Source organism: Oharaeibacter diazotrophicus (genome assembly GCF_004362745.1).
GTDB lineage: Bacteria > Pseudomonadota > Alphaproteobacteria > Rhizobiales > Pleomorphomonadaceae > Oharaeibacter > Oharaeibacter diazotrophicus.
Map to the genome: position 1 here is coordinate 885,927 of NZ_SNXY01000006.1, position 22,161 is coordinate 908,087.

Annotated in this window: 23 protein-coding genes; 1 reads left to right on the forward strand and 22 read right to left on the reverse strand. The window is 73.4% G+C overall.

Features of this window, described 5'->3' with window-relative positions; translation table 11 throughout:
- Position 1: 1 nt before the first annotated feature.
- Together EDD54_RS04220 and EDD54_RS04225 are read right to left on the reverse strand one after the other, a co-directional pair.
- A complete protein-coding gene (locus EDD54_RS04220) occupies positions 2–1,171 on the reverse strand; it encodes a glycosyltransferase family 4 protein (protein WP_245515629.1) in 1,170 nt (389 codons plus the stop codon).
- On the reverse strand, positions 1,168–2,949 hold the full coding sequence (locus tag EDD54_RS04225) for an alpha/beta fold hydrolase (RefSeq protein ID WP_126536285.1): 1,782 nt from the start codon (positions 2,947–2,949) through the stop codon (positions 1,168–1,170). Before EDD54_RS04225 ends, EDD54_RS04220 begins: the two co-directional genes overlap by 4 nt.
- Before the next feature lie 158 nt (positions 2,950–3,107).
- Here EDD54_RS04225 and EDD54_RS04230 point away from each other — a divergent pair, with 158 nt between their 5' ends.
- Positions 3,108–4,448 (forward strand): lipopolysaccharide biosynthesis protein, encoded by a 1,341-nt coding sequence (locus tag EDD54_RS04230; RefSeq protein WP_126536283.1) that lies wholly within the window; start codon positions 3,108–3,110, stop codon positions 4,446–4,448.
- Positions 4,449–4,462: 14 nt separating this feature from the next.
- Here EDD54_RS04230 and EDD54_RS04235 read toward each other — a convergent pair whose 3' ends face one another.
- The 20 genes from EDD54_RS04235 to EDD54_RS04330 all read right to left on the reverse strand — a co-directional run bounded on the left by EDD54_RS04235 (position 4,463) and on the right by EDD54_RS04330 (position 22,146).
- Positions 4,463–5,716 carry an RNA polymerase sigma factor gene (locus EDD54_RS04235; protein WP_126536281.1) on the reverse strand — a complete coding sequence of 418 codons (1,254 nt, stop codon included), beginning with the start codon at positions 5,714–5,716 and terminating at the stop codon, positions 4,463–4,465.
- Complete coding sequence (locus tag EDD54_RS04240; RefSeq protein ID WP_126536280.1) at positions 5,713–6,069, reverse strand: YciI family protein; 357 nt, start codon at positions 6,067–6,069, stop codon at positions 5,713–5,715. The genes EDD54_RS04235 and EDD54_RS04240 overlap by 4 nt, the downstream gene beginning before the upstream one ends.
- A 120-nt stretch (positions 6,070–6,189) precedes the next feature.
- Entirely contained in the window at positions 6,190–7,548 is a 1,359-nt protein-coding gene (locus EDD54_RS04245) for a sensor histidine kinase (protein WP_126536278.1), read from the reverse strand.
- Positions 7,538–8,983, reverse strand: a complete 1,446-nt coding sequence (locus EDD54_RS04250; protein ID WP_126536276.1) for a sigma-54-dependent transcriptional regulator — start codon at positions 8,981–8,983, stop codon at positions 7,538–7,540. Before EDD54_RS04250 ends, EDD54_RS04245 begins: the two co-directional genes overlap by 11 nt.
- A gap of 12 nt (positions 8,984–8,995) precedes the next feature.
- Complete coding sequence (gene hypE / locus EDD54_RS04255; protein WP_126541703.1) at positions 8,996–10,039, reverse strand: hydrogenase expression/formation protein HypE; 1,044 nt, start codon at positions 10,037–10,039, stop codon at positions 8,996–8,998.
- 14 nt (positions 10,040–10,053) lie between these two features.
- Complete coding sequence (gene hypD / locus EDD54_RS04260) at positions 10,054–11,199, reverse strand: hydrogenase formation protein HypD (RefSeq protein WP_126536274.1); 1,146 nt, start codon at positions 11,197–11,199, stop codon at positions 10,054–10,056.
- Positions 11,196–11,441 carry a HypC/HybG/HupF family hydrogenase formation chaperone gene (locus EDD54_RS04265; protein WP_126536272.1) on the reverse strand — a complete coding sequence of 82 codons (246 nt, stop codon included), beginning with the start codon at positions 11,439–11,441 and terminating at the stop codon, positions 11,196–11,198. Before EDD54_RS04265 ends, hypD begins: the two co-directional genes overlap by 4 nt.
- A 16-nt stretch (positions 11,442–11,457) precedes the next feature.
- A complete protein-coding gene (hypF, locus tag EDD54_RS04270; RefSeq protein WP_126536270.1) occupies positions 11,458–13,707 on the reverse strand; it encodes a carbamoyltransferase HypF in 2,250 nt (749 codons plus the stop codon).
- A 5-nt stretch (positions 13,708–13,712) separates the two neighbouring features.
- Positions 13,713–14,672: a hydrogenase nickel incorporation protein HypB gene (gene hypB, locus EDD54_RS04275; RefSeq protein ID WP_126536268.1), complete on the reverse strand. Its 960-nt coding sequence runs from the start codon at positions 14,670–14,672 to the stop codon at positions 13,713–13,715.
- Entirely contained in the window at positions 14,672–15,013 is a 342-nt protein-coding gene (gene hypA, locus EDD54_RS04280) for a hydrogenase maturation nickel metallochaperone HypA (protein WP_126536266.1), read from the reverse strand. The genes hypB and hypA overlap by 1 nt, the downstream gene beginning before the upstream one ends.
- Positions 15,006–16,013, reverse strand: a complete 1,008-nt coding sequence (locus tag EDD54_RS04285) for a hypothetical protein (RefSeq protein ID WP_126536264.1) — start codon at positions 16,011–16,013, stop codon at positions 15,006–15,008. Before EDD54_RS04285 ends, hypA begins: the two co-directional genes overlap by 8 nt.
- The gene (gene hybE / locus EDD54_RS04290; RefSeq protein ID WP_126536263.1) at positions 16,010–16,495 is read right to left on the reverse strand and encodes a [NiFe]-hydrogenase assembly chaperone HybE; all 486 of its coding nucleotides are present in this window, start codon (positions 16,493–16,495) and stop codon (positions 16,010–16,012) included. The genes EDD54_RS04285 and hybE overlap by 4 nt, the downstream gene beginning before the upstream one ends.
- Positions 16,485–16,676, reverse strand: a complete 192-nt coding sequence (locus EDD54_RS04295) for a rubredoxin (RefSeq protein WP_126536261.1) — start codon at positions 16,674–16,676, stop codon at positions 16,485–16,487. The genes hybE and EDD54_RS04295 overlap by 11 nt, the downstream gene beginning before the upstream one ends.
- Positions 16,673–17,542 (reverse strand): hydrogenase expression/formation protein, encoded by an 870-nt coding sequence (locus tag EDD54_RS04300; RefSeq protein WP_126536259.1) that lies wholly within the window; start codon positions 17,540–17,542, stop codon positions 16,673–16,675. Before EDD54_RS04300 ends, EDD54_RS04295 begins: the two co-directional genes overlap by 4 nt.
- Positions 17,539–17,985, reverse strand: a complete 447-nt coding sequence (locus EDD54_RS04305) for a thioredoxin domain-containing protein (protein ID WP_126536257.1) — start codon at positions 17,983–17,985, stop codon at positions 17,539–17,541. The genes EDD54_RS04300 and EDD54_RS04305 overlap by 4 nt, the downstream gene beginning before the upstream one ends.
- Positions 17,986–18,032: 47 nt before the next feature.
- On the reverse strand, positions 18,033–18,332 hold the full coding sequence (locus EDD54_RS04310; RefSeq protein WP_126536256.1) for a HypC/HybG/HupF family hydrogenase formation chaperone: 300 nt from the start codon (positions 18,330–18,332) through the stop codon (positions 18,033–18,035).
- Between the two features lie 14 nt (positions 18,333–18,346).
- Positions 18,347–18,934 carry a HupE/UreJ family protein gene (locus EDD54_RS04315; protein WP_126536254.1) on the reverse strand — a complete coding sequence of 196 codons (588 nt, stop codon included), beginning with the start codon at positions 18,932–18,934 and terminating at the stop codon, positions 18,347–18,349.
- Positions 18,935–19,014: 80 nt separating this feature from the next.
- The gene (locus EDD54_RS04320) at positions 19,015–19,593 is read right to left on the reverse strand and encodes a HyaD/HybD family hydrogenase maturation endopeptidase (RefSeq protein WP_126536252.1); all 579 of its coding nucleotides are present in this window, start codon (positions 19,591–19,593) and stop codon (positions 19,015–19,017) included.
- Positions 19,594–19,598: 5 nt separating this feature from the next.
- Positions 19,599–20,345, reverse strand: a complete 747-nt coding sequence (gene cybH / locus EDD54_RS04325) for a Ni/Fe-hydrogenase, b-type cytochrome subunit (RefSeq protein WP_126536250.1) — start codon at positions 20,343–20,345, stop codon at positions 19,599–19,601.
- A 10-nt stretch (positions 20,346–20,355) separates the two neighbouring features.
- The gene (locus EDD54_RS04330; RefSeq protein WP_126536248.1) at positions 20,356–22,146 is read right to left on the reverse strand and encodes a nickel-dependent hydrogenase large subunit; all 1,791 of its coding nucleotides are present in this window, start codon (positions 22,144–22,146) and stop codon (positions 20,356–20,358) included.
- Between the last annotated feature and the right edge of the window lie 15 nt (positions 22,147–22,161).

Sequence of the window (22,161 nt, forward strand, 5' to 3'; positions counted from 1 at the left end):
GTCAGCCCGCCCGCCCGAGGGCCTCGTCGATCAGCCGCTCGTAGGCGTCGACCATGGCGCCGAGCGAGTAGCGCTCGGCGAGCCGGCGCCCGGCGGCGACCAGACGGCCGCGCAGCGCCGCGTCGGCGAGCACGCCGTCGACGGCGCGGGCGAAGGCATCGGTGTCGGTGGTGTCGACGAAGACCGCGGCGGGACCATCGTCGCCGGCGAGCACTTCGCGGAGCACGTCGAGCCGGTTGGCGACCACCGGCACGCCGGCCTGGGCCGCCTCGACCGCGGCGAGCCCGAAGGTCTCGGCCGCCGAGGGGAAAACGAAGACGTCGAGGGCGGCGAGGAAACGGCCGAGGGTCTCGGGGTCGAGTTCGCCGAGGAAGCGGACCCGGTCGGCGACGCCCTGCTCGGCGGCGAGGGCGGCGAGGCGGTCGTGGTCCGCGCCCTGGCCGGCGAGGGCCAGCGTCCAGCCGGGGCGGCCGGGCAGCAGGCGGATCGCGTCGTCGAGCCGCTTCATCGGGTGCAGCCGAGCGGCGCAGCCGATCACCGGCGTATCCACCGGCAGGCCGAAGCCGGCGCGGGCGGTGGCGCGGTCGACGTCTGTCGTCTTGTCCTCGAAGCCGTGCGGCACCTGGACGATGCGGGCGCGATAGGCGGCGGGGTGGCCCGCGAAGGCGCGCGCGGTGTCGTCGGAGTTGACGGTGACGCTGCGGAACAGGCCTAAGCTGCCGAACAGACGGTCGGCGGCGCGGATCGCACGGTTGGTGACGCCCTCGGCCGAAACCTGGTTGGCGATGATCGGCGCCGAACTCACGAGGCGCACCAGCGGCGCGCCGACGATGTTGCCGTAGTGCTGGAAGGTCAGCACCACGTCCGGCCGGATCCGGCGCACCGCCCCGGCGACGCGGACCGACAGCCGGATCAGGCCGCCGATGCCGGACGGGCGCTCGGTCATGCAGTGCACGACGTGGGGCAGCCGGTCGGCGCCGGCGGTGCGGCGGTAGAAGAACAGGTGGTGGACCTCGTGGCCGCGCCTTTCGAGCTCGCGGCCGAGCAGGCGCGAAATCTCCTGCGCCCCGGCGTTCTCTGCCTGGGTCTGCACCATGAGCACGCGCACGGGCGCGGCCGGCGCCGCGGTCCGGACCGGCGCGAGCGCCTCGACACGACCGATCGCGCTCACGGCGACGCCCTCCCCGCGACAATCTCGACCACGTCCTCGACCGCGCCCAGCATGACCGAGCGCGCCGCGACCGGGGTGAGGTTGTGGTCGGTGGTGGCGATCACCGAGACGGCGGCGTTCGGATAGGCGACGAGGCCGTGCCGCCCGAAATGGCGGGCGAGTTCCTCGAGCCCCTTGTCGTCGGCCCCGTAGATCAGGCGCACCGGCACGCCGCGCTCGGCGAGGACGCGGAAGCGGCGGACGATCTCGGCGCGGACCGGGGCGAGCCCCGACACCGGCAGGCCGCGCCGCACCAGCGCCGCCTCGGCGAGGCCGGCGAGTTGGCGGGCGACGCCGGCGGCGATGCGGCCGACCCGGATCTCGCCGGAGACGAGCCGGCGCCACTGCCGGAGGCTGAGCGCCTGCCCGGCCTGCGCCGACACGGTGCGGGTGCCCGCGGCGATCAGCACGTCGAGGCGCTCGCGCGGGTCCCAGACGAAGCGCTGCGGGTTGACCAGCACGACGCCGCGGACGCGCGGGTCCTGCGCGGCGGCGCGGAAGGCGAGGAAGGCGCCGCTGCAGCCGCCGGCGAGCACCACCGGCACGCCCTCGGCCGCCGCGACGTCGATCGCGGCCGTGACGTCGGCGTCGACGTGGTCGGCGTAGAGCACCTCGCGGTCGTCGAGCGAGAGCGAGTCGCCGACCGAGGAGACGTCGAAGCGCAGCACCGCGACGCCGGCGCGGGCGAGCATCCGCCCCTGCTCGACGGCGGCGCGGGCCCAGCCGGTGTGGCGGCTGCGGCCGGTGTTGAGCAGGATCACCGCGGCGCGCGGGCGGCCCTCGGCCGGCCGGGTCTCGACGCCGAACAGCCGGCCGTCGGGCCCGAAGCGGAAGGCGCGTTCGCGGAAGCCGTCGCCACGCAGTTCGGCGGCGGGCGGCGCCGTCGGCACGGCACGGCGCGCCGGCGCGGCGAGCCCGTCGGCGGCGAAGGCGGAAAGGTCGGCGAGGAGATCCGCGGGCGGCCGCGCCGCGGTCGGATCGAAGGTCAGCCGGCCGTAGTCGGAGAAGGGACGGCATTCCACCACGGCGGCCTCGCCGACGATCGCGCGGATCGCCGCGCCGCTGTCGCGGCCGGGCTTGTCGTAGGCGAGGACGCGGGCGACGCCCGGGAACGGCGCGGGCTTCAGCGCCTTGAGGCCCTGCAGCGTCTCGGCGGTGAAGCGGAAGCCGGCGACCGAGAGGCCGCCGTCGGGGACGTCCTCGGGATAGTGGCCGAGATAGTCGTCGATCAGGCGCGACCACACCGTCATCTCGCGGGCGTATTCGCGGCCGGACAGCACCGGCGCGAGCAGCACCATCGCCGAGACGCCGGCGATGCCCGGCGCGGCGGCGGCGGCGAGCGCGGCACCGACGCCGAAGCCGACCAGCACGATCTCGTCGACGCCGGCGTGGCGGCGCAACGCCGCGGCGGCGGCGCCGACCGAGGCGGTCCAGCGCGCCACGTGGCCGGGGTCGAGGTGATCACCGAGGCTGTCGAAGGTGCCCGGCAGGTCGTAGCGCAACGTCGGCAGGCCGCGGCCTGCAAAGGCGCCGGCGAGCGCGCGCCACGTCTCGGAGACGCAGTGCGCCTCGTAGCCGATCGAGGCGACCATGACGACGCCGCGCCGTGCCGCGCCGGGGTGCAGGAAGCCGGCGCAGCCCTCGAAGGCGATCGGCAGACCGCCCGCGACCGCCGTGGCGGCGAGCCCTTCGTCGTGCGCCGCGACGGTCTCCGCCGCCGGTCTCGCCAGTGCCGTCATCGAACCTCCGACCGGGAAATTGCGGATGCGACCCTAGCCTCGAAAGGTTGAGAAACAACCCAACCCGTCTTTCGGAAGTCGAGACAAGGGTTTTGCAATGTTGTGGGTCCAGAACGTGGATCGAAGGGCCGCTCCGGCCCGCGACCGAAGGCGGACCCGTGACGGCCATCGATCCCATCCGGCACACCCAGTCCGGCGTCGTGCGCGCGCTCTACGGCCGCGTCCGCTCCGCCATCGTGCCGCTCGCCTCGGTGCTGTTGAAGGTGGTCGCCGCCGGCACGATGGCGGTGGTGTTCGTGCTCGCCTCGCGCACGATGACGCCGCACGACTTCGGCCGCCTGTCGGTCTGGTTCAACGCGCTGTCCTTCGTCGCGGTGTTCGCCGCCCTGTCGCAGGACGGGCTGATCGTCCGCCTGTGGTTCGAGTATCTCGCGCGCGGCGACCACGGCCTCGCCCGCGGCGCGGTCCGCAACGGCTGGATCGTCTCGATCGCCGGCGCCCTCGTCGCCGCCGCGGGCATCGGCATCGGGCTCGAGATCCTCGGCGGCGCCGACGGCGACACCGCGACGGCCGGCGCGGCCTTCGTGTTCGCCAGCGCGATCGGCCTCTACGCCGCCAGCCTGACGCGCAACGTCCGCGACGTCCTGGTCTCCGGCACCATCCAGGAACTGCCGTGGCGCTTCCTGCTGCTCGCCGTCAGCGGCTGGTGCCTCGTCGCCGGCGAGGCCATGACGCCGGCGCTGTTCTTCTGGACCGGCGCCGCCGGCTTCGCCGCCAGCATCCTCGGCCAGCGGCTCGCGCTCGACCGGCGCTATCCCGCCGCCGTGCGCAAGGCCGCACCGGCGCGCGAGGGCCGGCGCTGGGCCGCCCTCACCGGCCGGCTGCTGCTGCCGACGCTGATGGAGGCGACCAGTCAATATGCCGAGGTGATCCTGATCGGCCTCGTGCTCGACCCGGTCACCGCCGGCGGCTTCTTCGCCGTGCAGCGGATCGCCTCGGTGTTCCCGATGCTGTCGACGGGGCTCTTGTCCTACACCTTCGTGCGCACGCCGAAGTTCTACTTCGACGGCGAGACCGACAAGCTGCAGGCGATGTTCTCGCAGGCCGTGCGCCTCCTGCTCCTGTTCGTGCTGGCGACGCTGGCGGTGGTGGCGGTCGCCGGTCCGTTCCTGCTCGGCCTGTTCGGTCCGGAATACCGCGACGAATACGGCACGCTGGTGCTGCTCGGCCTCAGCTACGCCGTCATCGCCTGCGGCGGCACCGCCGGCATGAACCTCCTGTTCACCGGCCACGAACTCGCCTACGTCAGGATCCAGGCGGTCTATCTCGTCGCCCGCATCGCGCTGGTGCTGCTGCTCGCCAGCCTCTACGGCAGCTTCGGCGCCGCCCTCGCCTTCCTCGCGGTCTCCGCGCCCTACACGCTGCTGCTGGTCGTCGCCAACCGCCGCCGCCTCGGCGCCGACCCGTCGGTGATGTCGCTGTTCCGCCGGCACGGCTGACCGGAGGGCGTGCGTCAGCGCGGCAGCCGCGCCGCGCGGGCACGCAGCCAGGCCTTGACCGCAGGATCGCTCGCCAACCCCTCGGCCACCGCGAAAGCTTGCGCGGCCTCGCCGCTCCGGCCGGCGGCGGCGAGCAGGTGGGCGCGGGTGGCGTGAAAGGGCTGATAGGTCGCGACACGAGCCGGATCGAGCGCCGCCAGCGCGGCGAGCCCCGCCTCGGGCCCCTTGACCTCCGCCAGCACGCCGGCACGGCCGACCAGCGCTCCCAGGCCGGGCGCGATCCGCACCAGCGCGTCGTAGAGCAGCGCCAGCGCCGCCCAATCGGTCACGCCGCGAAAACGCCGGGCCGCGTGCACGGCCTGGATCGCCGCCTCGTACTGGAACCGCCCGGGCGCTCCGAGCCGCCCGGCTCGGAGCAGTGTCGCCTCGGCCTCGGCGAGGACGACGGCGTCCCACGCGGCGGGGTCTTGCTCGGCGAGCGGCACATAGGCGCCCGTGCCGTCGCGCCGCGCGTTGCGGCGGGCCGAGACGAACAGCGTCAGCGCCAACAGCCCGAGCGCCTCCGGGTCCGGCAGCAAGGCGGCGACGAGGCGGGCGAGATGGATCGCCTCGCCGGCGACGCCGCCGTCGTCGTCGGCGAGGCTCCCGGACGACGGCATCCGCCCGTCGAAGTCGAGGGTGAAGGCGCCGTAGATCGCGGCGAGCACGGCGTCGAGCCGGGACGGCAACGCTTCCGGCGACGGCACCTCGAACGGGATGCCGGCGGCGCGGATCTTGGCCTTGGCCCGCACCAGCCGCTGCGCCATCGCCGACGGCGCCACCACGAACAGGCCGGCGATCGCCTCGGCCTCGAAGCCGAGCACGGTCTGCAGCATCAGGGGCGCGTGCAGGGCGGGGTCGATGGCCGGATGGGCGCAGACGAACAGCAGCGTCAGCCGCTCGTCGGGCAAGCCGTCGGGCGCCTCGGCGGCGGCGGCCTCGGCCTCCTCGACCGCGAGCCGGAGGCGGTCCTCCGACGCGGTCGCGACGCCGCGGCGGCGGGCGCCGTCGACCAGCCGGCGCCGGGCCGCGGTCAGCAGCCAGGCTTCGGGGCGCTCGGGCACGCCCGTGCGGGGCCAGTGCGCGAGGGCGGCGACCACCGCGTCGGCGAGCGCGTCCTCGGCGGCGGCGATGTCGCGCGAGCGCGCCGCGAGATAGGCGACGAGGCGGCCGAAGCCGGCGCGCACCGCGCGCTCGGCCGCCTCGCGGGCAAGGTCGCCTCCGGTCATTCCGGCATGGGCGTCGGCATGATCGGCCTGACCTCGACCGGCCCGTGGCCGATCGACGGCATCCGCGCCGCCCAGGCGAGCGCGGCGTCGAGGTCGGGGACGTCGATCAGGTAGTAGCCGCCGAGCTGTTCCTTGGTGTCGGCGTAGGGGCCGTCCTGGATCATCCGGCGCCCGCCCTCGACCCGGACCGTCGTCGCGGTCTCCGGGCCCTGGAGGGCGTTGCCGCCGACGAGCGCGCCGGCCTCGATCAGCGCCCTTGTATAGGCCATCCAAGCCTCCATCGGCGGCTGCGGCGGCGCGTCGGGGGCGGGGTTCCGCTCGTCGGCGACGTAGATCAGGAGCAGATACTGCATGGGTCTCGTCCTCCATCGGGATCACGCAGGCGTCGGCCTGCCGACCATGACGCGCTCGCCCGTCGCCAATCGACAGCGGCCGACCGATTTTACGCGAGGACGACGCGGAACGCGTGACGACTACGCCCCCGCGTCCGGCTCCGCTCGTCCGCGCGGCAGGCGGAGGGCGAAGGCGGCGCCTTCGGCGGAGGGGGCGAGGGCGAGTTCGCCGCCGTGCTCGCGGGCGATCGAGTAGCTGATCCAGAGGCCGAGGCCGGTGCCCTCCCCGACCGTCTTCGTGGTGAAGAACGGCTCGAAGATCTTGTCGGCGATCTCGGGGGCGACGCCGGGGCCGTTGTCGGCGACGCGGATCTCGACCATGTCCGGCCCGGCGGCACCGACCGAGACCTCGACGCGCGGATCGGGCCGGCCGCGCACGGCGTCGATGGCATTCTCGATCAGGTTGACCACCACCTGGTGCAGCTGGCCCTCCTGGCCCTCGGCGGTCGCGCCCGGCTCGGCCGAGACCGAGATCGCGACGGCGTCGCCCTTGGCCTTGGCGGCCCAGGTCGCGGCGGTGCGCACCAGCCGTTCGAGGTCGACCGGGCGGCGGTCGCCGGGGCGGGTGAAGGACAGCCGGCGCAGGTTCCGCACGATGTCGGCGATGCGGACGGCGCCCTCGAGCGTGCCCTCGATCAGCGGCGCGAGGTCCTCGACAACGGCGTCGATGCGATGCGAACGCCGGAGTTCGTCCGGGTCGCCGCCGCGGTGCAGGGCGTCGAGATAGCCGGTCAGGCGCGTCCGGTAGCGGTCGAGGGTGTGGATGTTGCCGTAGACGAAGCTGATCGGGTTGTTGAGCTCGTGGGCGACGCCGGCGACGAGGCGGCCGAGGCTCGCCATCTTCTCCTGCTCGACCAGCTTGCGCTGGGCCTGCTGCAGTTCCTGGTGCGCCCGGTGCAGCGCCTCGTAGGCGCGCCGCAGTTCACCGATCGGCCGGCCGGTCAGCACGGCGCCGGCGCGGCGGCCGGCGTGGTCGAGCCGCGGCGAGGACGCCACCGCCATCAGGTCCGACACGCCGTCGCGGGTCAGGAAGCGCAGCTCGCGGTCGGACGGCTGCGCGGCCCCCGCGATGCCGGCGGCGGCGTCGCGGTCGGCCGGGGCGAGCCGGGCGGCGAGGGCCGAGCCGACGATCTCGGCCTCGGAAACGCCGGTGAGCCGCACGAAGGCCGGGTTTACCTGGACGATCCGGCCGGCGGCGTCGACCACCACGAGGATGTCCGACACCGAGGCGATCACGCTCGAGATGAAGGCCTGGGCCTCCTCGAGCTCGGAATTCTTGGCTTCGAGGTCGGTCTCGTAGCGCAGGAGGTCGGAGTAGACCTCGTCCATCTTGGCGATGACGTCGAGCCACATCGCCTCGCCGGCGCCGTCGAGCGCGGCGGTGCCGGGACCGGCGACGTGGTCGAGCAGGCGGTCGGGACGGCCCTTCTCAGTCGGCATCGGCGCCCCCGCGGCCGAGGTCGTAGCGCTCCATCTTGGCGCGAAGGCCGACGCGCGAGAGGCCGAGTTCGTCGGCACTGCGGCTGATGTTGCCGCCGGTCCGGCGCAGGGACGCCTCGATCAACGCGCGCTCCAGCGCCTCGACGCGCTCGCGCAGGAGGCCGCCACCGCCCTCCCCGTCGATCACTGGCGGTGCGGCGGGCCGCACGACGTCGGACAGGAGTTCCGGCCCGAGCGGTCCGTCGCGGTCGGACAGCGCCACCATGCGCTGGATCTCGTTGGCGAGTTCACGGACGTTGCCGGGCCAACGGTGGGCGGCGAAGGCGGCCAGGGTCTCCGGCGCGAAACCCGACACGCGGCGGTGGAAGGTGCGGTTGACGTCGTCGAGCAGCCGCGCCGCCACCGGCGGGATGTCCATTGGCCGATCCTTCAGCGCCGGCAGGTGCACCGGGAAGGCGGCGAGGCGGTAGTAGAGGTCGCGGCGGAAGCGGCCGGCGTCGACTTCGCCGAGCAGGTCGCGGTTGGTGGCGGCGACGACGCGGACGTCGACCTTGCGCGGGCGCTGGGCACCGAGAGGGCGGATCTCGCCCTCCTGCAGCACACGCAGCAGCTTGACCTGGAACGACGGCGAGGTCTCGCCGATCTCGTCGAGGAAGATCGTGCCGCCGTCGGCGACCTCGAACAGGCCGACGCGGTCCTGGTAGGCGCCGGTGAAGGCGCCCTTCTTGCAGCCGAACAGCTCGCTCTCGAGCAGTTCGTCCGGCAGCGCGCCGCAGTTCTCGACCACGAAGGGCTTGTCGCCGCGCGCCGAGCCGTAGTGGATCGCCCGCGCCAGCAGCTCCTTGCCGGTGCCGCTCTCGCCGGTGATCAGCACCGAGATGTCGTAGAGCGTCGCCCGGCGGGCGAGCGCGATCACGCCCTCGACCGGACTGCTGGGCGCGTGGACGATGCGGTCGAACTCGTAGCGACCGCGCTCGGCGCGGCGGCGGCCCTCGACGGCGGCGGCGAGCGCCTGCGGGCTCGGCTTGGTCTCGGCGGCGGCCCCGCCGGCCTCCTTCTGCAGGCGGAACAGCGCCGCGGCGTCGCGCACCGAGGCGAGCAGCGCATCCGGGTGCCAGGGCTTGGTGACATACTGGTAGATGCCGGCCTCGTTGATGCCGGCGATGATGTCCTCGCTGTCGGTGTAGCCGGAGATGATCATCCGGACCGTGTCGGGCCACTGGTCGCGCACGCGCTTCAGGAAGGCGACGCCGGTCTCGCCGGGCATGCGCTGGTCGCAGAGGATCACCTGCACCATCTCGCCGGCGAGCACGGCCTCGGCCTCGCCCGTGGAGCGGGCGCCGATCACCTCGAACTCGTCGGCGAGCACGCGCCGCAGCGTCTCCAGCGAGCGGACCTCGTCGTCGATCACCAGGACGGTGGCGTGATGGGTCATCGCGCCGCCGTCTCAGCAGATCCGCGGCAGCTGTTCGCCGGACAGCCAGTCGACGATGCGGCCGCCGCCGAAGCCGGTGGTCATCTGCACGAACTGCTGGTCGTCGGCGACGACGGTGCCGATCGCGGCGGCCTCGGCGCCGAGCGGGTGGGCGCGCATGGCCGCGAGCAGCGCGTCGGCGCCGGCCGGCGACACCACCGCGACCAGCTTGCCCTCGTTGGCGACGTTGAGCGGATCGAGCCCGAGCAGTTCGCAGGCCGCCGCCACCTCCGGCTTGACCGGGATCGCCGCCTCCTCGATGCGGAAGCCGACGCCGGACTGGTGCGCGAGCTCGTTGAGCGTGGCGGCGAGGCCGCCGCGGGTCGGGTCGCGCATCAGTTTCAGGTGCGGCCCGGCGGCAGCGACCATCGCCTCGACGAGGCCGTTGAGGGCGGCGCTGTCGGAGAGGATCGCGGTCTCGAACTCGAGGTTCTCGCGGCTCGACATGATCGCGACGCCATGGTCGCCGATCGAGCCCGAGAGCACCACGACGTCGCCGGGCTCGGCGCGGTCGCCGGAGAGGTCGAGCCCGTCGGGCAATTCGCCGATGCCGGCGGTCGAGATGAACAGGCCGTCGGCCTTGCCGCGCTCGACCACTTTGGTGTCGCCGGTGACGATGGTGACGCCCGCCGCGCGCGCCGCCCTGCCCATCGAGTCGGCGATGCGCTTCAGGTCGGCCAGCGGGAAGCCCTCCTCGACGATGTAGCTCGCCGACAGGTGCAGCGGCCGGGCGCCGGACATGGCGATGTCGTTGACGGTGCCGTGCACCGCCAGCGAGCCGATGTCGCCGCCGGGGAAGAACAGCGGCGAGACGACGTAGCCGTCGGTGGTCATCACCATCCGCCCGCCGCGCGGGGTCGGGAAGGCCGCCTGGTCGTTGCCCTGGTCGAGGAACGGGTTGGCGAAGGCCTCGCGGAAGATGCCCGAGACGAGGTCGGCCATCGCCCGGCCGCCGGAGCCGTGGCCGAGGTCGACCCGGCCGTTGGCGAGGTCGAGCTTGCGGCGATAGGCCTTGATCGGGGAACGGACGGTCAAGACGCCCTCCTAAGGCTGTCGTGCTCGCGGAAGCGGCCGTAGGTCCAGTGCGCGGCGCAGGCACCCTCCGAGGATACCATGCAGGCGCCCATCGGTGTCTCCGGCGTGCACACCGTCCCGAACAGCTTGCACTCGGCCGGCCGCTTCTGGCCGCGCAGGATGGCGCCGCACTCGCAGGCCGGGTTGTCGTCGGCGCGGATGGTCTCGACCGAGAAGCGCTTCTCGGCGTCGAGGGCGGCCCACTCGTCGCGCAGCTTGAGCGCGGAGGCCGGCACGGAGCCGAGGCCGCGCCACTCGAAGCTCTCGCGCAGCTCGAAGAAGCGGTCGACCAGGGACTGCGCCGCGACGTTGCCGGCGGGGGTGACGGCGCGGATGTACTGGTTCTCGACCTCGGCGCGCTGCTCGTTGACCTGACGCACCAGCATCAGCACCGCCTGCATCACGTCGAGCGGCTCGAAACCGGCGACCACCACGGGCTTGCGGTGGCGCTCGGCGAACTCGCGGTAGGGCTCGAGGCCGATGATGGTCGAGACATGCGCCGGCCCGACGAAACCCTCGATCGCCACCGGCCGCTCGCCCGGCACCGGCGGCGCGGTCAGGATCGCGCGCATGGCGACCGGCGTCAGCACGTGGTTGACGAAGAAGGAGAGGTTCGGCAGGCGCTTCTCGGCCGCGAGCTTCAGCGCGACCGCGGTCGGCGGCGTCGTGGTCTCGAAGCCGATGGCGAAGAACACCACCTCGCGGTCCGGCTCGGCCTCGGCGATGCGCAGGGCGTCGAGGGTGGAGTAGACCATGCGGATGTCGGCGCCGGCGGCCTTGGCCTTCAGCAGGCTGGTGCCCTTGGAGCCCGGCACGCGCATCATGTCGCCGTAGGTCAGCAGCGTCACGCCGGGGCGGCGGGCGAGCCGGACGGCGTCGTCGATGCGGCCGACCGGCAGCACGCAGACCGGGCAGCCCGGGCCGTGGATCATGCGCACGTTGGCCGGCAGCAGGTCCTCGAGGCCGTAGCGGGAAATCGCGTGGGTGTGACCGCCGCAGAACTCCATGAAGGAATAGGTGCGGTCCGGCCGGACCTCGGCGGCGATGGCGGCGGCGATCTTGGCGGCGAGGTCGCCGTCGCGGTATTCGTCGACGTATTTCATGCTCGCCCCTCCGGTTCGAGCGTGGCGAGCGCGCCAGCCTCGGCGAGCAGGGCCAGCGTCTTCTCGGCCTCCTCCGCATCGATCCGCGCCAGCGCATGGCCGACGTGGACGATGACGTAGTCGCCGGGGGCGACGTCGTCGACGAGCGCGACCGAGATGGTCTTCTTGACGCCGTCGAGGCTGATCTTGGCCATCTGGTCCGGCAGAAGCTCGGTGACCAGCGCCGGAATGGCGAGGCACATGGGTCGTCTCCCTCCCCTAATTCGTTATGTCCGCGCCCCGGGCGATCGCGGCCTGGCCGAACGAGAGCCCGCCGTCGTTGGGCGGCAGCTTGCGGGCGTGCAGCACGGAAAGGCCACGGGCGGCGAGCGCCGCGTCGAGGCCTTCGGCGAGCACGCGGTTCATCAGGCAGCCGCCGCCGAGCGCGACGCGCTCCACGCCGGTTGCGCGGGCCGTGGCCACGGCGAGCTCGGCGAGCCCGGCGACCAGCGTGCCGTGAAAGAGGTCCGCCGTCTCGGCCGCGTCGGGCCGGGCGTCGGCGAGATGACGGAGCAGCGGCGCGCAGGACAGCCTGCCGTCCGCGAGGTCGTAGCCGCCGGCGAGCGCGCGCGGCGCCCGCACCAGCGCCTCGAGCTCCATCGCCGCCTGACCCTCGTGGTCCTGGACGGCGCGCACGCCCGCGAGCGCCGCGACGGCGTCGAACAGTCGCCCGAGCGACGAGGTCGAGACCCGCTCGGCGCCGACGGCGAGCCGGCGCGCCAGCGGCGCGGCGAGCGCGACGTTGCCGAAGAAGGCCGGGGCGCGGTCGAGCCGGCCGCAGGCGGCGAGCGCGGCGAGCCCCATCCGCCAGGGTTCGCGGGCGGCGCGGTCGCCGCCGGGCAGCGCCAGCGGCGCGAGGCCGCCGAGCCGGCGCCAGCGCGCGCCGTCCACCACGATCGCCTCGCCGCCCCAGGCGGTGCCGTCGTCGCCGAGACCGTGGCCGTCGAGCGCGAGGCCGAGCACCGGCCCGGCGACGCCGTGTTCGGCGGCGACGGCGGCGACGTGGGCGGCGTGGTGCTGCACCCGCACCACCGGCCGGCCGAAGGCTTCCGCGAGCGCTGTCGAGCGGTAGTCCGGGTGGAGGTCGCAGGCGACGCGGTCGGGCGCGACGTCGAGCAGCGAGAGCAGGTGGTCGACCGTCTCGCGGTGGAAGCGGACGGTCTCGGCGGTGTCGAGATCGCCGACGTGCTGGGACACGAAGGCCTCGCGGCCGCGCGTCACCGTCACGGTCGCCTTGAGATGGGCGCCGAAGGCGAGGACGTCCGGCCCGTCGGTCGCGAGCGGGATCGGATCGGGCACGAAGCCGCGGGCGCGGCGCAGGTAGGTCGGCGCGCCCGCGACGACCTGGACCACGCTGTCGTCGCAGCGGATCACGATCGGGCGGTCGTGGCCGACGACGAGGTCGGCGATCCCGCCGAGCCGGCGCGCCGCGTCGGCGTCGTCGACCACCAGCGGCTCGCCGCAGGGATTGGCCGAGGTGGCGACCAGCACCGTCGGGTTCGGCGCGTCGGGATCCGAGGCGTCGGCGAGCGCGGCGAACAGCAGGTGGTGGACGGGGGCGTAGGCGAGCATCACGCCGACCCGCGTCAGCCCCGGCGACAACGACGGCGCCAGCACGCCCGGCCGGACCGCCATCAACACGATCGGGGCGGCGGTGGAACGGGCGAGCGCGGCCTCCGCCTCGGTCGGCGCCGCGACGGCGGCGAGCGAGGCAGAGTTCGCCATCATCACCGCGAAGGGCTTGGCGTCGCGGGCCTTGCGGCGGCGCAGTTCCGCGACCGCCGCCTCGGCGCGGGCGTCCGCCACCAGGTGGAAGCCGCCGACGCCCTTCAGGGCGACGATGCGGCCGGCGCGGAGCGCCGCGGCGATCTCGCCGATCGGGTGCGACAGCCGCGGCCCGCAGGCCGGGCAGGCGATCGGCTCGGCGTGGAAGCGGCGGTTGGCGGGGTCGCCGTAGTCGGCGGCGCAGGCCGCGCACATCGGGAAGCCCGCCATCGCGGTCTGCGGCCGGTCGTAGGGCAGGCGGCGGGTGATGGTGAGGCGCGGGCCGCAGTGGGTGCAGTTGACGAAGGGGTAGCCGAAGAAACGGCTCCGCGGATCGAACAGCTCGGCCCGGCAGGCCGGGCAGGTCGCCGCGTCCGCCACGATCCGGGTGGCGGCGCGGCCGGCCCGGCTCTCGGCGATGGCGAAGCCGCGCCCGCCGGTCGGCGCGATCGCCTCGACGGCGACGCCGTCGATCCGGGCGAGCGGCGGCGCCTCGGCGGTGAGGCGGGCGAGGAAGCCGTCGAGCGCACCGCCCTCGGCCTCGATGGTGACGCCGTCGGCGCCGTTGAGCACGAAGCCCGAGACGCCGCAATCGGCGGCGAGGCGGTGCACGAACGGCCGCATGCCGACGCCCTGCACGGCGCCGACGACCCGGACGCGGACGCGTCCGGCCGGTGCGGCGGAGGCGGCGGGCGGCGGCGCCATGGCGGTCAGGCCGGTTGGCGTCGGACCGCGGCGGCGGCGGCGGCCGCGCGCACCTCGATCCAGGCGTAGAAGGCGGCGAGGCCCTCGCCGGTGCGCGCCGACACCGTCAGCATCTGCAGGTGCGGGTTGACCCGGAGCGCCGAGGCCATGCAGGCGCCGACGTCGAAGTCGAGATGCGGCAGGAGGTCGGCCTTGTTGAGAAGCATCAGGTCGGCGGCGGCGAACATGTCCGGGTACTTCTCCGGCTTGTCCTCGCCCTCGGTGACCGAGAGAACCACCACCTTGTGCGCCTCGCCGAGGTCGAAGGCGGCGGGGCAGACGAGGTTGCCGACGTTCTCGACGAACAGCAGGCCGCCGGGCGCCAGCGGCAGGTCGTCGAGGGCGTGGCCGACCATGTGGGCGTCGAGGTGGCAGCCCTTGCCGGTGTTGACCTGGACCGCCGGCGCACCGGTGGCGCGGATGCGGTCGGCGTCGTTGGAGGTCTGCTGGTCGCCCTCGATCACCGCGACGGGGAAGCGGCCCTTCAGGTCGGCGATGGTGCGGCAGAGCAGCGTCGTCTTGCCCGAGCCCGGGCTCGACACGAAGTTCAGCGCGAAGGTGCCGGTGCGGGCGAGGCGGTCGCGGTTGGCGCGGGCGTGGAGATTGTTCTTGCCGAGGATGTCGCGCTCGATCCGCACGATACGTTCCTGGCTAAGGCCGGGCACGTGGACGCCCGCGATGCCGCCGCCGGCGTCGACCCGGCCCGGCGTCACCACGAGGCCGTCGTGGCCGTGGTGCGGGTGATCGTGACCGTGGTGGGCATGGTCGTGCGGGTGATCGTGGTCGTGGTGGTGATCGTGGTCGCCGTGGGCGTGGTCGTGCCCGCCGGCACCGTGGTGATGATGCCCGTCGTGGCCGTGGGCGTGGCCGCCCGCGCCCGGCTTGCCGTCCACCGTGTGCTCGCCGCAGCCGCAGACCGTGCACATCACTCCACCTCCAGTTCGCGGACCCTGAGTTCGTCGCCCGCCGTCATCTGCACGTGATGGCGCCCGCACTCCGGGCAGGCGCCGAACCGCTCGGCGAGCGGCACCGTCTTCTCGCAGTCGAGGCACCAGCCGGCGCCGGGGACGCGCTCGATCACCAGCTTCGCCCCTTCGGCGAGCGTGCCGCGCGAGACCGCCTCGAAACAGAATTCCATCGCCTCGGGGGCGACGTGGCCGAGGACGCCGATCTCGAGCACGACCGTGCGGACGCGCCGGAACGCCTGCCGCGCCGCCTCGTCCTCGATCAGGCCGACCACGCCCTCGCAGAGCGCCATCTCATGCATCGCCGTCCTCCCCGACCGCGACGTCGAAGGCCACGCAGGGATCGTAGGCGGCGGCGCGGCGCGCGACCTCCGCGGCCGGGTCGCCCGCCGGCCGGAGGCCGATCAGGGACCGCGCGAAGGGCCCGTCCGGATGGAAGTTCCATTCCGTCGGGGCGAGGACACGGGCGCTGCGGAGCCGTCCATCTCCATGCACCGTCAGGAGAGTGTGCAGCCGACCGCGCGGGCTTTCCACTGCGGCAAAACCCCAACCCGCCCCGAGGCCCGCAGCGGCGACCCAGCCGGCCTCGGTGGGGCCCGGCACCCGGTCGGCGGCGAGGAGCGCGAAAGCGGCGGCGACCTCGGCGCGACGGGCGGCCCGCGCCGCCTCCGGATCGGCCGCCGAGGCGCCGGCGCGCGCGGCGGGGCCGGTCTCCGGGCGGCGTCCCGGCAGGACGGGCCGCGCGACGAAATCGGGATCGCCGGCGAGCGCTTCGACCACCGCGGCGTCGTCGGCCGCCGTTAGAACGTCGGCCCCGGCGACGGGTGCCGGCGCGGCCTCCCTGCCATCGAGCCCGAGCCGGACGAGCCCTGCCTCGATCGCGCCGCGGGAAACCGGATCCACCGCGCCGGTCCGGGCGATCGCCGCGCCGTGGGCGACGACGGCGCGCAGCGCGCCCGCACGGTCCGGATCGGTCAGCAACGCGGCGTCGACCGGTACCAGGGCGCGCACCGACTCGGCGAGCCGCTCGCCGGCGAGCCGGCGCGTCCACGCCGCGGCGTCGTCGCCGTCGAGCTCGCGGCCGGCGGCGACCGCAGCGGCGAAGCGGACACCGGCGGCGTGGGAGGCGCCGCAGAGGCCGTGCAGCAGGCGGACGGCGGTCTCGGCCGCCTCGACCGGCCGGCCGGCCATGGTCGACAGCAGCGAGCGCGGCCGCTCGCCGGTCACCGTCACCGCCGCGACGCGCCCGGCGTCGAGCCGCACGACGATGGCGAGACCGCCGGGGCGGAGCGGCGCGTTCACGGCGACGCCTCGGCGCGGCGGCCGAAGAACAGGGCGCGGCGGTCGAGCGTCACCGTGAGATCGGCGCGCGGGTCCGGCTCGGGCACGGCGAAGAGCTCGTCGAGCGCGGCGGCGGCCACGGCTTCGGCGGATTCGGCGTCGGCGAAGTCGTCCATCGGCGAGAAAAGCGAGGCGACGGCGAAGCGGCCGACGCCGTCGGCCTCGGCGGCGATCGCGTCGAGTTCGCCGTCCGGCAGCGGCAGCACCGCCGGCGAACCGGCCGGCGGCAGCGTGGCGGGATCGTCGGGCACCGCGACCACGTTCATGAACCACGGCGTGACGACGACGCCGATCCGCGCCGCCTTCCAGCGCAGGAAGGCGGTGGCGTGGACAGCGAGCGCCGGGTTGAACACCGGCAGGTCGGCCATCGCCGGCACCGCCCGCCGCCACGTCTCGACGAGGCGCGCGGGCCGGTCGTCGTCCGCGGCGGGGTCAGCGGCCATCGCCGAGCCTCATGAACTTGGTGCGCGGGGCGTCGCAGTTCGGGCAGCACCATTCCTCGGGCAGGTCCTCGAAGGCGACGCCCGGCGGGATCTGCCAGACGGGATCGCCCTCGGCGGGGTCGTAGACCTGCCAACAGATGCCGCATTCGAAGCGGTCGAGGCTCGTCGCGTCCGCGGTCATTTGAAGTAGGCGTCCTCGATCTCGCGCAGGCGCTCGGCGCTGTCGCGGAAGTCCTCGTCGGCGGCGCAGGCGACGACGGGCACGCCGCCGACTTCGACCGTGTCGAGCAGGATCGTGTCCATGGCGTTGTAGAATTGCACCGCCCAGACGTCGCGCACCGCGGTCGCGTGGATGCGGCAGGTGCCGTACCCGCGCGACACGATCCTGACCGGGCCGTTGCCGAGCGCCACCTCGAGGAAGCCGAGGTCCTCCGGCGTCATCGGCAGCAGCGACAGCGAGATGACGTGCGAGGGATCGTTCGGCGCGCGCGTCGCGACCCGGTCACGGATCTCGGCGAGCACCGGCAGCACGTTCATCGCCCCCTCGGGCGCGGCGGCGATGTCGAAGCCGGCCGGCATCATCGCGGCGGCGCGGCGCACGGCCTCCGGCACGGCGGCGACCTCGACGTAGTCGGCGACCAGCAGGCCCGAGGCGTCGGTGAAACGCACCCGCCACAGACCGGCGAACACGCTCTCCTGCACCTGCGCGATCACGCCGTCCGGCAGCGCCACGGTGGCGGCGACCTCGCCCTCGCCGAGCATCTCGCCCATCAGGTGGATCTCCTCCGGGCCGAGGCCGGAGAGATCGAACAGGATGCCGCGGGCCTCGGCGGTCTGGCGGTCGAGCGCGTCGGCGATCTGCGGCAGCAGGGCGGCCACCGCCGGACAGCGCGCGATCATCGCCTCGGCCGAAGACGTCGCCAGGAAGGACAGCGCACCGGTGCCGGTCACGCTCGCCTTGCGGCCGGAGAGATCGGGCCCGCCGATCGGGACCATGGCGATGGGAGTGTCGGCGCCCTCCGGGGCGACCCAGAATCCGGCCTTCATGCGTCGGCCCTCCGGCCCGAGGTGGTGACGGCGACGCGCGGCCGCGCAGGGCCCTCGAGAACCGGCGCGGCCGGGTCGAGCAGGCGGGCGATGCTGTCGAGATAGTCGGACCAGTCGCGGATGCGCGGCATCACGCCGACTGGGGCCAGCCCGCGGGTCATCACCAGCGACGGCAGCACCTCGACGTGGAAGCGCGGCTTCAGCGCCGGCTCGGCGGCGCGGTCGACCAGGGCGGCGCGCAGCCGGCCCTTGAAGGCCGCCAGGATCTCCGGCAGCACGACCGCGACGTCGACGCTGTCGCCGCGCGTCTCGGGATCGCCGGTGAAGAACAGCAGGGCGTGCTCCGCCTCGCCCGCGGCCGGGGCGAGGAAGGCGTCGACGCTGGCGGCGTCGACGACCGGCAGGTTGTGGCGCGTCACCAGCGCCTCGATCAGGGCCGACATGTCTCCCTCCCCGTTTCGTCGGGTGAAATATCAATTGTAATCGTCGGTTACGACGGCTTCCTCAGGTGTTCCGGCAACTGCGGCTCGCGCCCGACCAGATCGGCGAACAGGTGATCGAAGGCGGCGCCGTCCATCGCCGCCGCGAGGCCCTCGAGGGCCCGTTCGATCGCGTCCGCCTCCTCGGCGTCGAGCACGCGCACAGCGGTGTCGACGTGAACGAGCACCCGCGTGCCGGGCGCCTGCGCCCCGACGAGCAGCATCGACACCGCCCGGCGCTCGCCCCCCCGCCCGCACAGGGCGGTGAAGGGGCCGTCGTCGAGCACGGTCATCGGCACGCCGAGGCACATGGCGCTTCCTCCGCTCAGCCGGCGACGAGCATGACGCCGATCGCCGCCACCACGGCGCCGAGGCCGCGCGCGGCGACCAGCGACAGCCGCGGCAGCACCAGGCCGAGGCCGAGGCCGGCGGCGTGCAGCAGCACGGTGGCGGTCACGAAGCCGAGGCCGTAGAGCGCCGGCGAGGCCATCTCGGGCATTTCGGCACCGTGGGCGTAGCCGTGGAACAGGCCGAGGAAGCCGACCAGCGCGGCGGCGGCCGCGGCGGGCACGCGCACCGCGAAGGCGGTGAGGAGCCCCAGCACCACCACGGAGGCGGCGATCATCGGCTCGACCGCGGGCAGCGCCACGCCGGCGACGCCGAGGACGGCACCGAGCGAGAGCACGCCGACGAAGGCGGCGGGCACGGCCAGCATCGCCCGGCCGCCGAGCGTCGCGGCCCACAGGCCGACGGCGACCATGGCGGCAACGTGGTCGAGGCCCGATACCGGGTGCAGGAAGCCGGCGGCGAGGCCGGCATGGTCGTGGGCGCCGACGCCGACGTGGGCGAGGGCGGCGGTCGGGGCCAGGGCGAGCCCGGCGGCGAGCGCGGTGCGGCGGAAGGCGAAGCGCATCCTCGTTGTTCCTCCTGGAGGACCGGAGCGGCCCGCCCTTCCCCGGGCGGCCGCGGGTCGTGTTCTCGGGTTCGGACGGGCTAGGCCGCCACGTCCTCGCCGCGCCGCTCGTAGGCGGCGTGGCCGATGTCGTTGAGGAGCAGGCCGTCGGCCTCGGCGAGCGGTACCGGCCGTTCGCGGACGTCGAGGCCCCAGCCACGCAGGACCGCGGCGGCCGCCTCGATCGCCGGGCCGATCACCGCGGCGACCGGCGCGGTCAGCGGACCGCCCCAGTCCTCGAGGTCGAGCGGTTGGCAGCCGATCAGGACGAGCCGCTCGGGATAGTCGCCGAGCAGGTCCGCGGCCGAGAGCACCTCCTGGAAGCCGGTCTGGTGCAGGCTCATCTTCTTGGCGCCGGTGAACTTCGGCACCTCGTCGTCCTCGACGATCTTCAGCGTGCCCGGCACGAGGCCGTAGTCGATCGCGTCGAACACCAGCAGGCGGTCGGCCTCCTGGACGAAGTTGACGAGGTAGAGGCCCTGGGTGCCGCCGTCGAGCAGCGTCACCCCCTCGGGCAGTTCGTAGCGGCGGTGGAAGGCCTCGACGGCGCGCACGCCGAAGCCCTCGTCCGCCCACAGGATGTTGCCGATGCCGAGCACCAGCGTGCGGGGGGCGGCCATGGCGCTCAGTCCTCCCGCTCGTCGCGGAACTGGCGCTCGCCGGAGATCATGGTCGAGATCATGGTCTGCCGGCTCATGATGTCCTCCCGGATCGCCGCGTAGACGTGGACGATCACGAAGGTCACGATCACCCACATGCCGAGGTGGTGCAGGGTGTGGACGTCCTGGCTGTTGGGGAACAGCGTGAACACCCAGCCGAACAGCGCGTATTGCCAGCTGTCGCGCCCCGCGCCCTCCGAATAGAGCGCGAAGCCGGTGACGATCATGCCGATGGTGAACAGCGTGAACATCACGAACATCGCGATCTGGGCCAGCGGATTGTGGCCGACGTACTTCTTCGGCTCCTTGGCCAGGAACATGTACCAGCGCAGCTCCTGCAGCACGCCGGCGCGCCACGTCCGGTTCCAGAACGGCACGTAGAAGATCTGGCGGGCGTGGGAATTGCCGACGAAGCCCCAGTAGATCCGCATCAGGAAGCCCACCGCCAGCACGTAGCCGGCGGCGAAGTGGGCGAAGCGGATGTAGCCGAAGTAGAAGGTGTCGTAGGCCTCGCCGCCGACCGCGGGCGGCGGCGAGCCGATGAAGTAGCCGGTCACCGCGAGCACCACGATGGAGAGCGCGTTGACCCAGTGCCAGAGCCGGACCGGCGCCTCGTAGACGTAGATGGTCGGCCGGCCGATCACCTTCTCGTCGGCGAAGTCGACGACGCCGGTGAAGTGGTTGTGCTTGCCCGATCCCGGGACGTCCGTCATGACCGCCTCCTCAGCGCACGGTGACGGTGGCCATGTCCTGCCCGTCGGGCGACATGACGTGGGTCGAGCAGGCGAGGCACGGGTCGAACGAGTGCAGCGTGCGCAGGATCTCGAGCGGCTGGGTCGGATCGGCCATCGGCGTGTCCATCAGCGCCGCCTCGAAGGCGCCGATGTTGCCGGCGGGATCGCGCGGACTGCCGTTCCAGGTGGTCGGCACGACGCACTGGTAGTTGTCGATCTTGCCGTTCTCGACCTTGATCCAGTGCGCCAGCGCACCGCGCGGGGCCTCGGTGAAGCCGAAGCCCTTGGCCTGGGCCGGCCACGCCTTCGGGTCCCACTTGTCGACGTTGGCGGTGTTGAGGTCGCCGGCGACGATGTTCGCCATCAGCTTGTCCTGGAAGTAACGCAGCTCGCGCGCCGCCCACTGGCACTCGAGGGCCCGGGCCGCGGTCCGACCGAGCGTCGAGAACAGCGCCGACAGCGGCAGGCCGAGGTCGGTCAGGAGCTTGTCGGCGGGCTCCTTGAACTCGGGCTTGCCCTGGGCGTAGCCGATCACGTAGCGGGCGAGCGGGCCGACCTCGACGGCGTTGCCCTTCCAGCGCGGCGACTTGATCCAGGAATACTTGCCGCCCTCGTCGAGCGCCTCGATGTTGGTGCGGGTGCCCTTGGCGTTCGGGCCGAGCACGTAGTTCGGCTCGGTGACGCCGTCCCAGGGGTGCAGGCCCTTGGTCTCGTCCGGGTACTTGTACCAGGAGTGCGTGACGAACTCCTGGATCTGCTCGGGATCGGCGTGGTCGATCGGCATCACCTCGGCGAGGTTGCCGTTGAGGATCACGCCGTGCGGCAGCTTCAGCGACGACGGCGAGTAGTCGTTGGCGTGCTCGGGGATGTCGCCATAGCTCATCACCGACTTGCCCGACAGGCCACCACCGTAGAGCCAGTCCTTGTAGAACGAGCCGATCGCCTGCACGTCCGGCAGGTAGACCTGCTCGGTGAAGGTGACGATCTGGTCGATGATCGAGGAGACGAGGTTGAGCCGCTCCATGTTGACCGCGCCGACCGCGCCGACGCCGTCGACGTTGATCGCGCAGGGCACGCCGCCGACCAGCCAGTTCGGATGGGGGTTCTTGCCGCCGTAGATCGTGTGGATCTTGACGATCTCCTTCTGGAAGTCGAGCGCCTCCAGATAGTGCGCCACCGCCATCAGGTTGGCCTCGGGCGGCAGCTTGTAGGCGGCGTGGCCCCAGTAGCCGTTCTTGAAGGGGCCGAGCTGGCCGCTTTCGACGAACTTCTTCAGACGCGTCTGCAGGTCCTTGAAATAGCCCGGGGACGACAGCGGCCACGCCGAGATCGACTGCGCCAGCGCGCTGGTCGCCTTCGGGTCGGCCGACAGCGCCGAGACCACGTCGACCCAGTCGAGCGCGTGCAGGTGGTAGAAGTGCACGATGTGGTCGTGCACCTGCAGCACCAGCTGCATGATGTTGCGGATCGAATTGGCGTTCTCGGGAATGGTGATGCCGAGCGCGTTCTCGACCGCGCGCACCGACGTCAGCGCGTGGGTACCGGTGCAGACGCCGCAGATGCGTTCGGTGAAGGCCCAGGCGTCGCGCGGGTCGCGGCCCTTGAGGATGACCTCGATGCCGCGCCACATCGTGCCGGTCGACACGGCGTTGCGGATGACGTTGTTCTCGTCGACGTTGACCTCGACGCGCATGTGGCCCTCGATCCGGGTGACCGGATCGACGACGATGCGCTGGCCGGAATTGTCGAGGCTGAAGCCGTTGGGGGTCTGGATGCCCATGGGTGGCGGTCCTGG

What these genes read in the sequence shown, in the direction of transcription:
- EDD54_RS04225 (WP_126536285.1), bottom strand. Translation starts at nt 2,949, where the DNA reads ATGACGGCACTGGCGAGACCGGCGGCGGAGACCGTCGCGGCGCACGAC.
- EDD54_RS04235 (WP_126536281.1), bottom strand. Translation starts at nt 5,716, where the DNA reads ATGACCGGAGGCGACCTTGCCCGCGAGGCGGCCGAGCGCGCGGTGCGC.
- EDD54_RS04240 (WP_126536280.1), bottom strand. Translation starts at nt 6,069, where the DNA reads ATGCAGTATCTGCTCCTGATCTACGTCGCCGACGAGCGGAACCCCGCC.
- EDD54_RS04245 (WP_126536278.1), bottom strand. Translation starts at nt 7,548, where the DNA reads ATGCCGACTGAGAAGGGCCGTCCCGACCGCCTGCTCGACCACGTCGCC.
- EDD54_RS04250 (WP_126536276.1), bottom strand. Translation starts at nt 8,983, where the DNA reads ATGACCCATCACGCCACCGTCCTGGTGATCGACGACGAGGTCCGCTCG.
- hypD (WP_126536274.1), bottom strand. Translation starts at nt 11,199, where the DNA reads ATGAAATACGTCGACGAATACCGCGACGGCGACCTCGCCGCCAAGATC.
- EDD54_RS04265 (WP_126536272.1), bottom strand. Translation starts at nt 11,441, where the DNA reads ATGTGCCTCGCCATTCCGGCGCTGGTCACCGAGCTTCTGCCGGACCAG.
- hypF (WP_126536270.1), bottom strand. Translation starts at nt 13,707, where the DNA reads ATGGCGCCGCCGCCCGCCGCCTCCGCCGCACCGGCCGGACGCGTCCGC.
- hypB (WP_126536268.1), bottom strand. Translation starts at nt 14,672, where the DNA reads ATGTGCACGGTCTGCGGCTGCGGCGAGCACACGGTGGACGGCAAGCCG.
- hypA (WP_126536266.1), bottom strand. Translation starts at nt 15,013, where the DNA reads ATGCATGAGATGGCGCTCTGCGAGGGCGTGGTCGGCCTGATCGAGGAC.
- hybE (WP_126536263.1), bottom strand. Translation starts at nt 16,495, where the DNA reads ATGGCCGCTGACCCCGCCGCGGACGACGACCGGCCCGCGCGCCTCGTC.
- EDD54_RS04295 (WP_126536261.1), bottom strand. Translation starts at nt 16,676, where the DNA reads ATGACCGCGGACGCGACGAGCCTCGACCGCTTCGAATGCGGCATCTGT.
- EDD54_RS04300 (WP_126536259.1), bottom strand. Translation starts at nt 17,542, where the DNA reads ATGAAGGCCGGATTCTGGGTCGCCCCGGAGGGCGCCGACACTCCCATC.
- EDD54_RS04305 (WP_126536257.1), bottom strand. Translation starts at nt 17,985, where the DNA reads ATGTCGGCCCTGATCGAGGCGCTGGTGACGCGCCACAACCTGCCGGTC.
- EDD54_RS04310 (WP_126536256.1), bottom strand. Translation starts at nt 18,332, where the DNA reads ATGTGCCTCGGCGTGCCGATGACCGTGCTCGACGACGGCCCCTTCACC.
- EDD54_RS04315 (WP_126536254.1), bottom strand. Translation starts at nt 18,934, where the DNA reads ATGCGCTTCGCCTTCCGCCGCACCGCGCTCGCCGCCGGGCTCGCCCTG.
- EDD54_RS04320 (WP_126536252.1), bottom strand. Translation starts at nt 19,593, where the DNA reads ATGGCCGCCCCCCGCACGCTGGTGCTCGGCATCGGCAACATCCTGTGG.
- cybH (WP_126536250.1), bottom strand. Translation starts at nt 20,345, where the DNA reads ATGACGGACGTCCCGGGATCGGGCAAGCACAACCACTTCACCGGCGTC.
- EDD54_RS04330 (WP_126536248.1), bottom strand. Translation starts at nt 22,146, where the DNA reads ATGGGCATCCAGACCCCCAACGGCTTCAGCCTCGACAATTCCGGCCAG.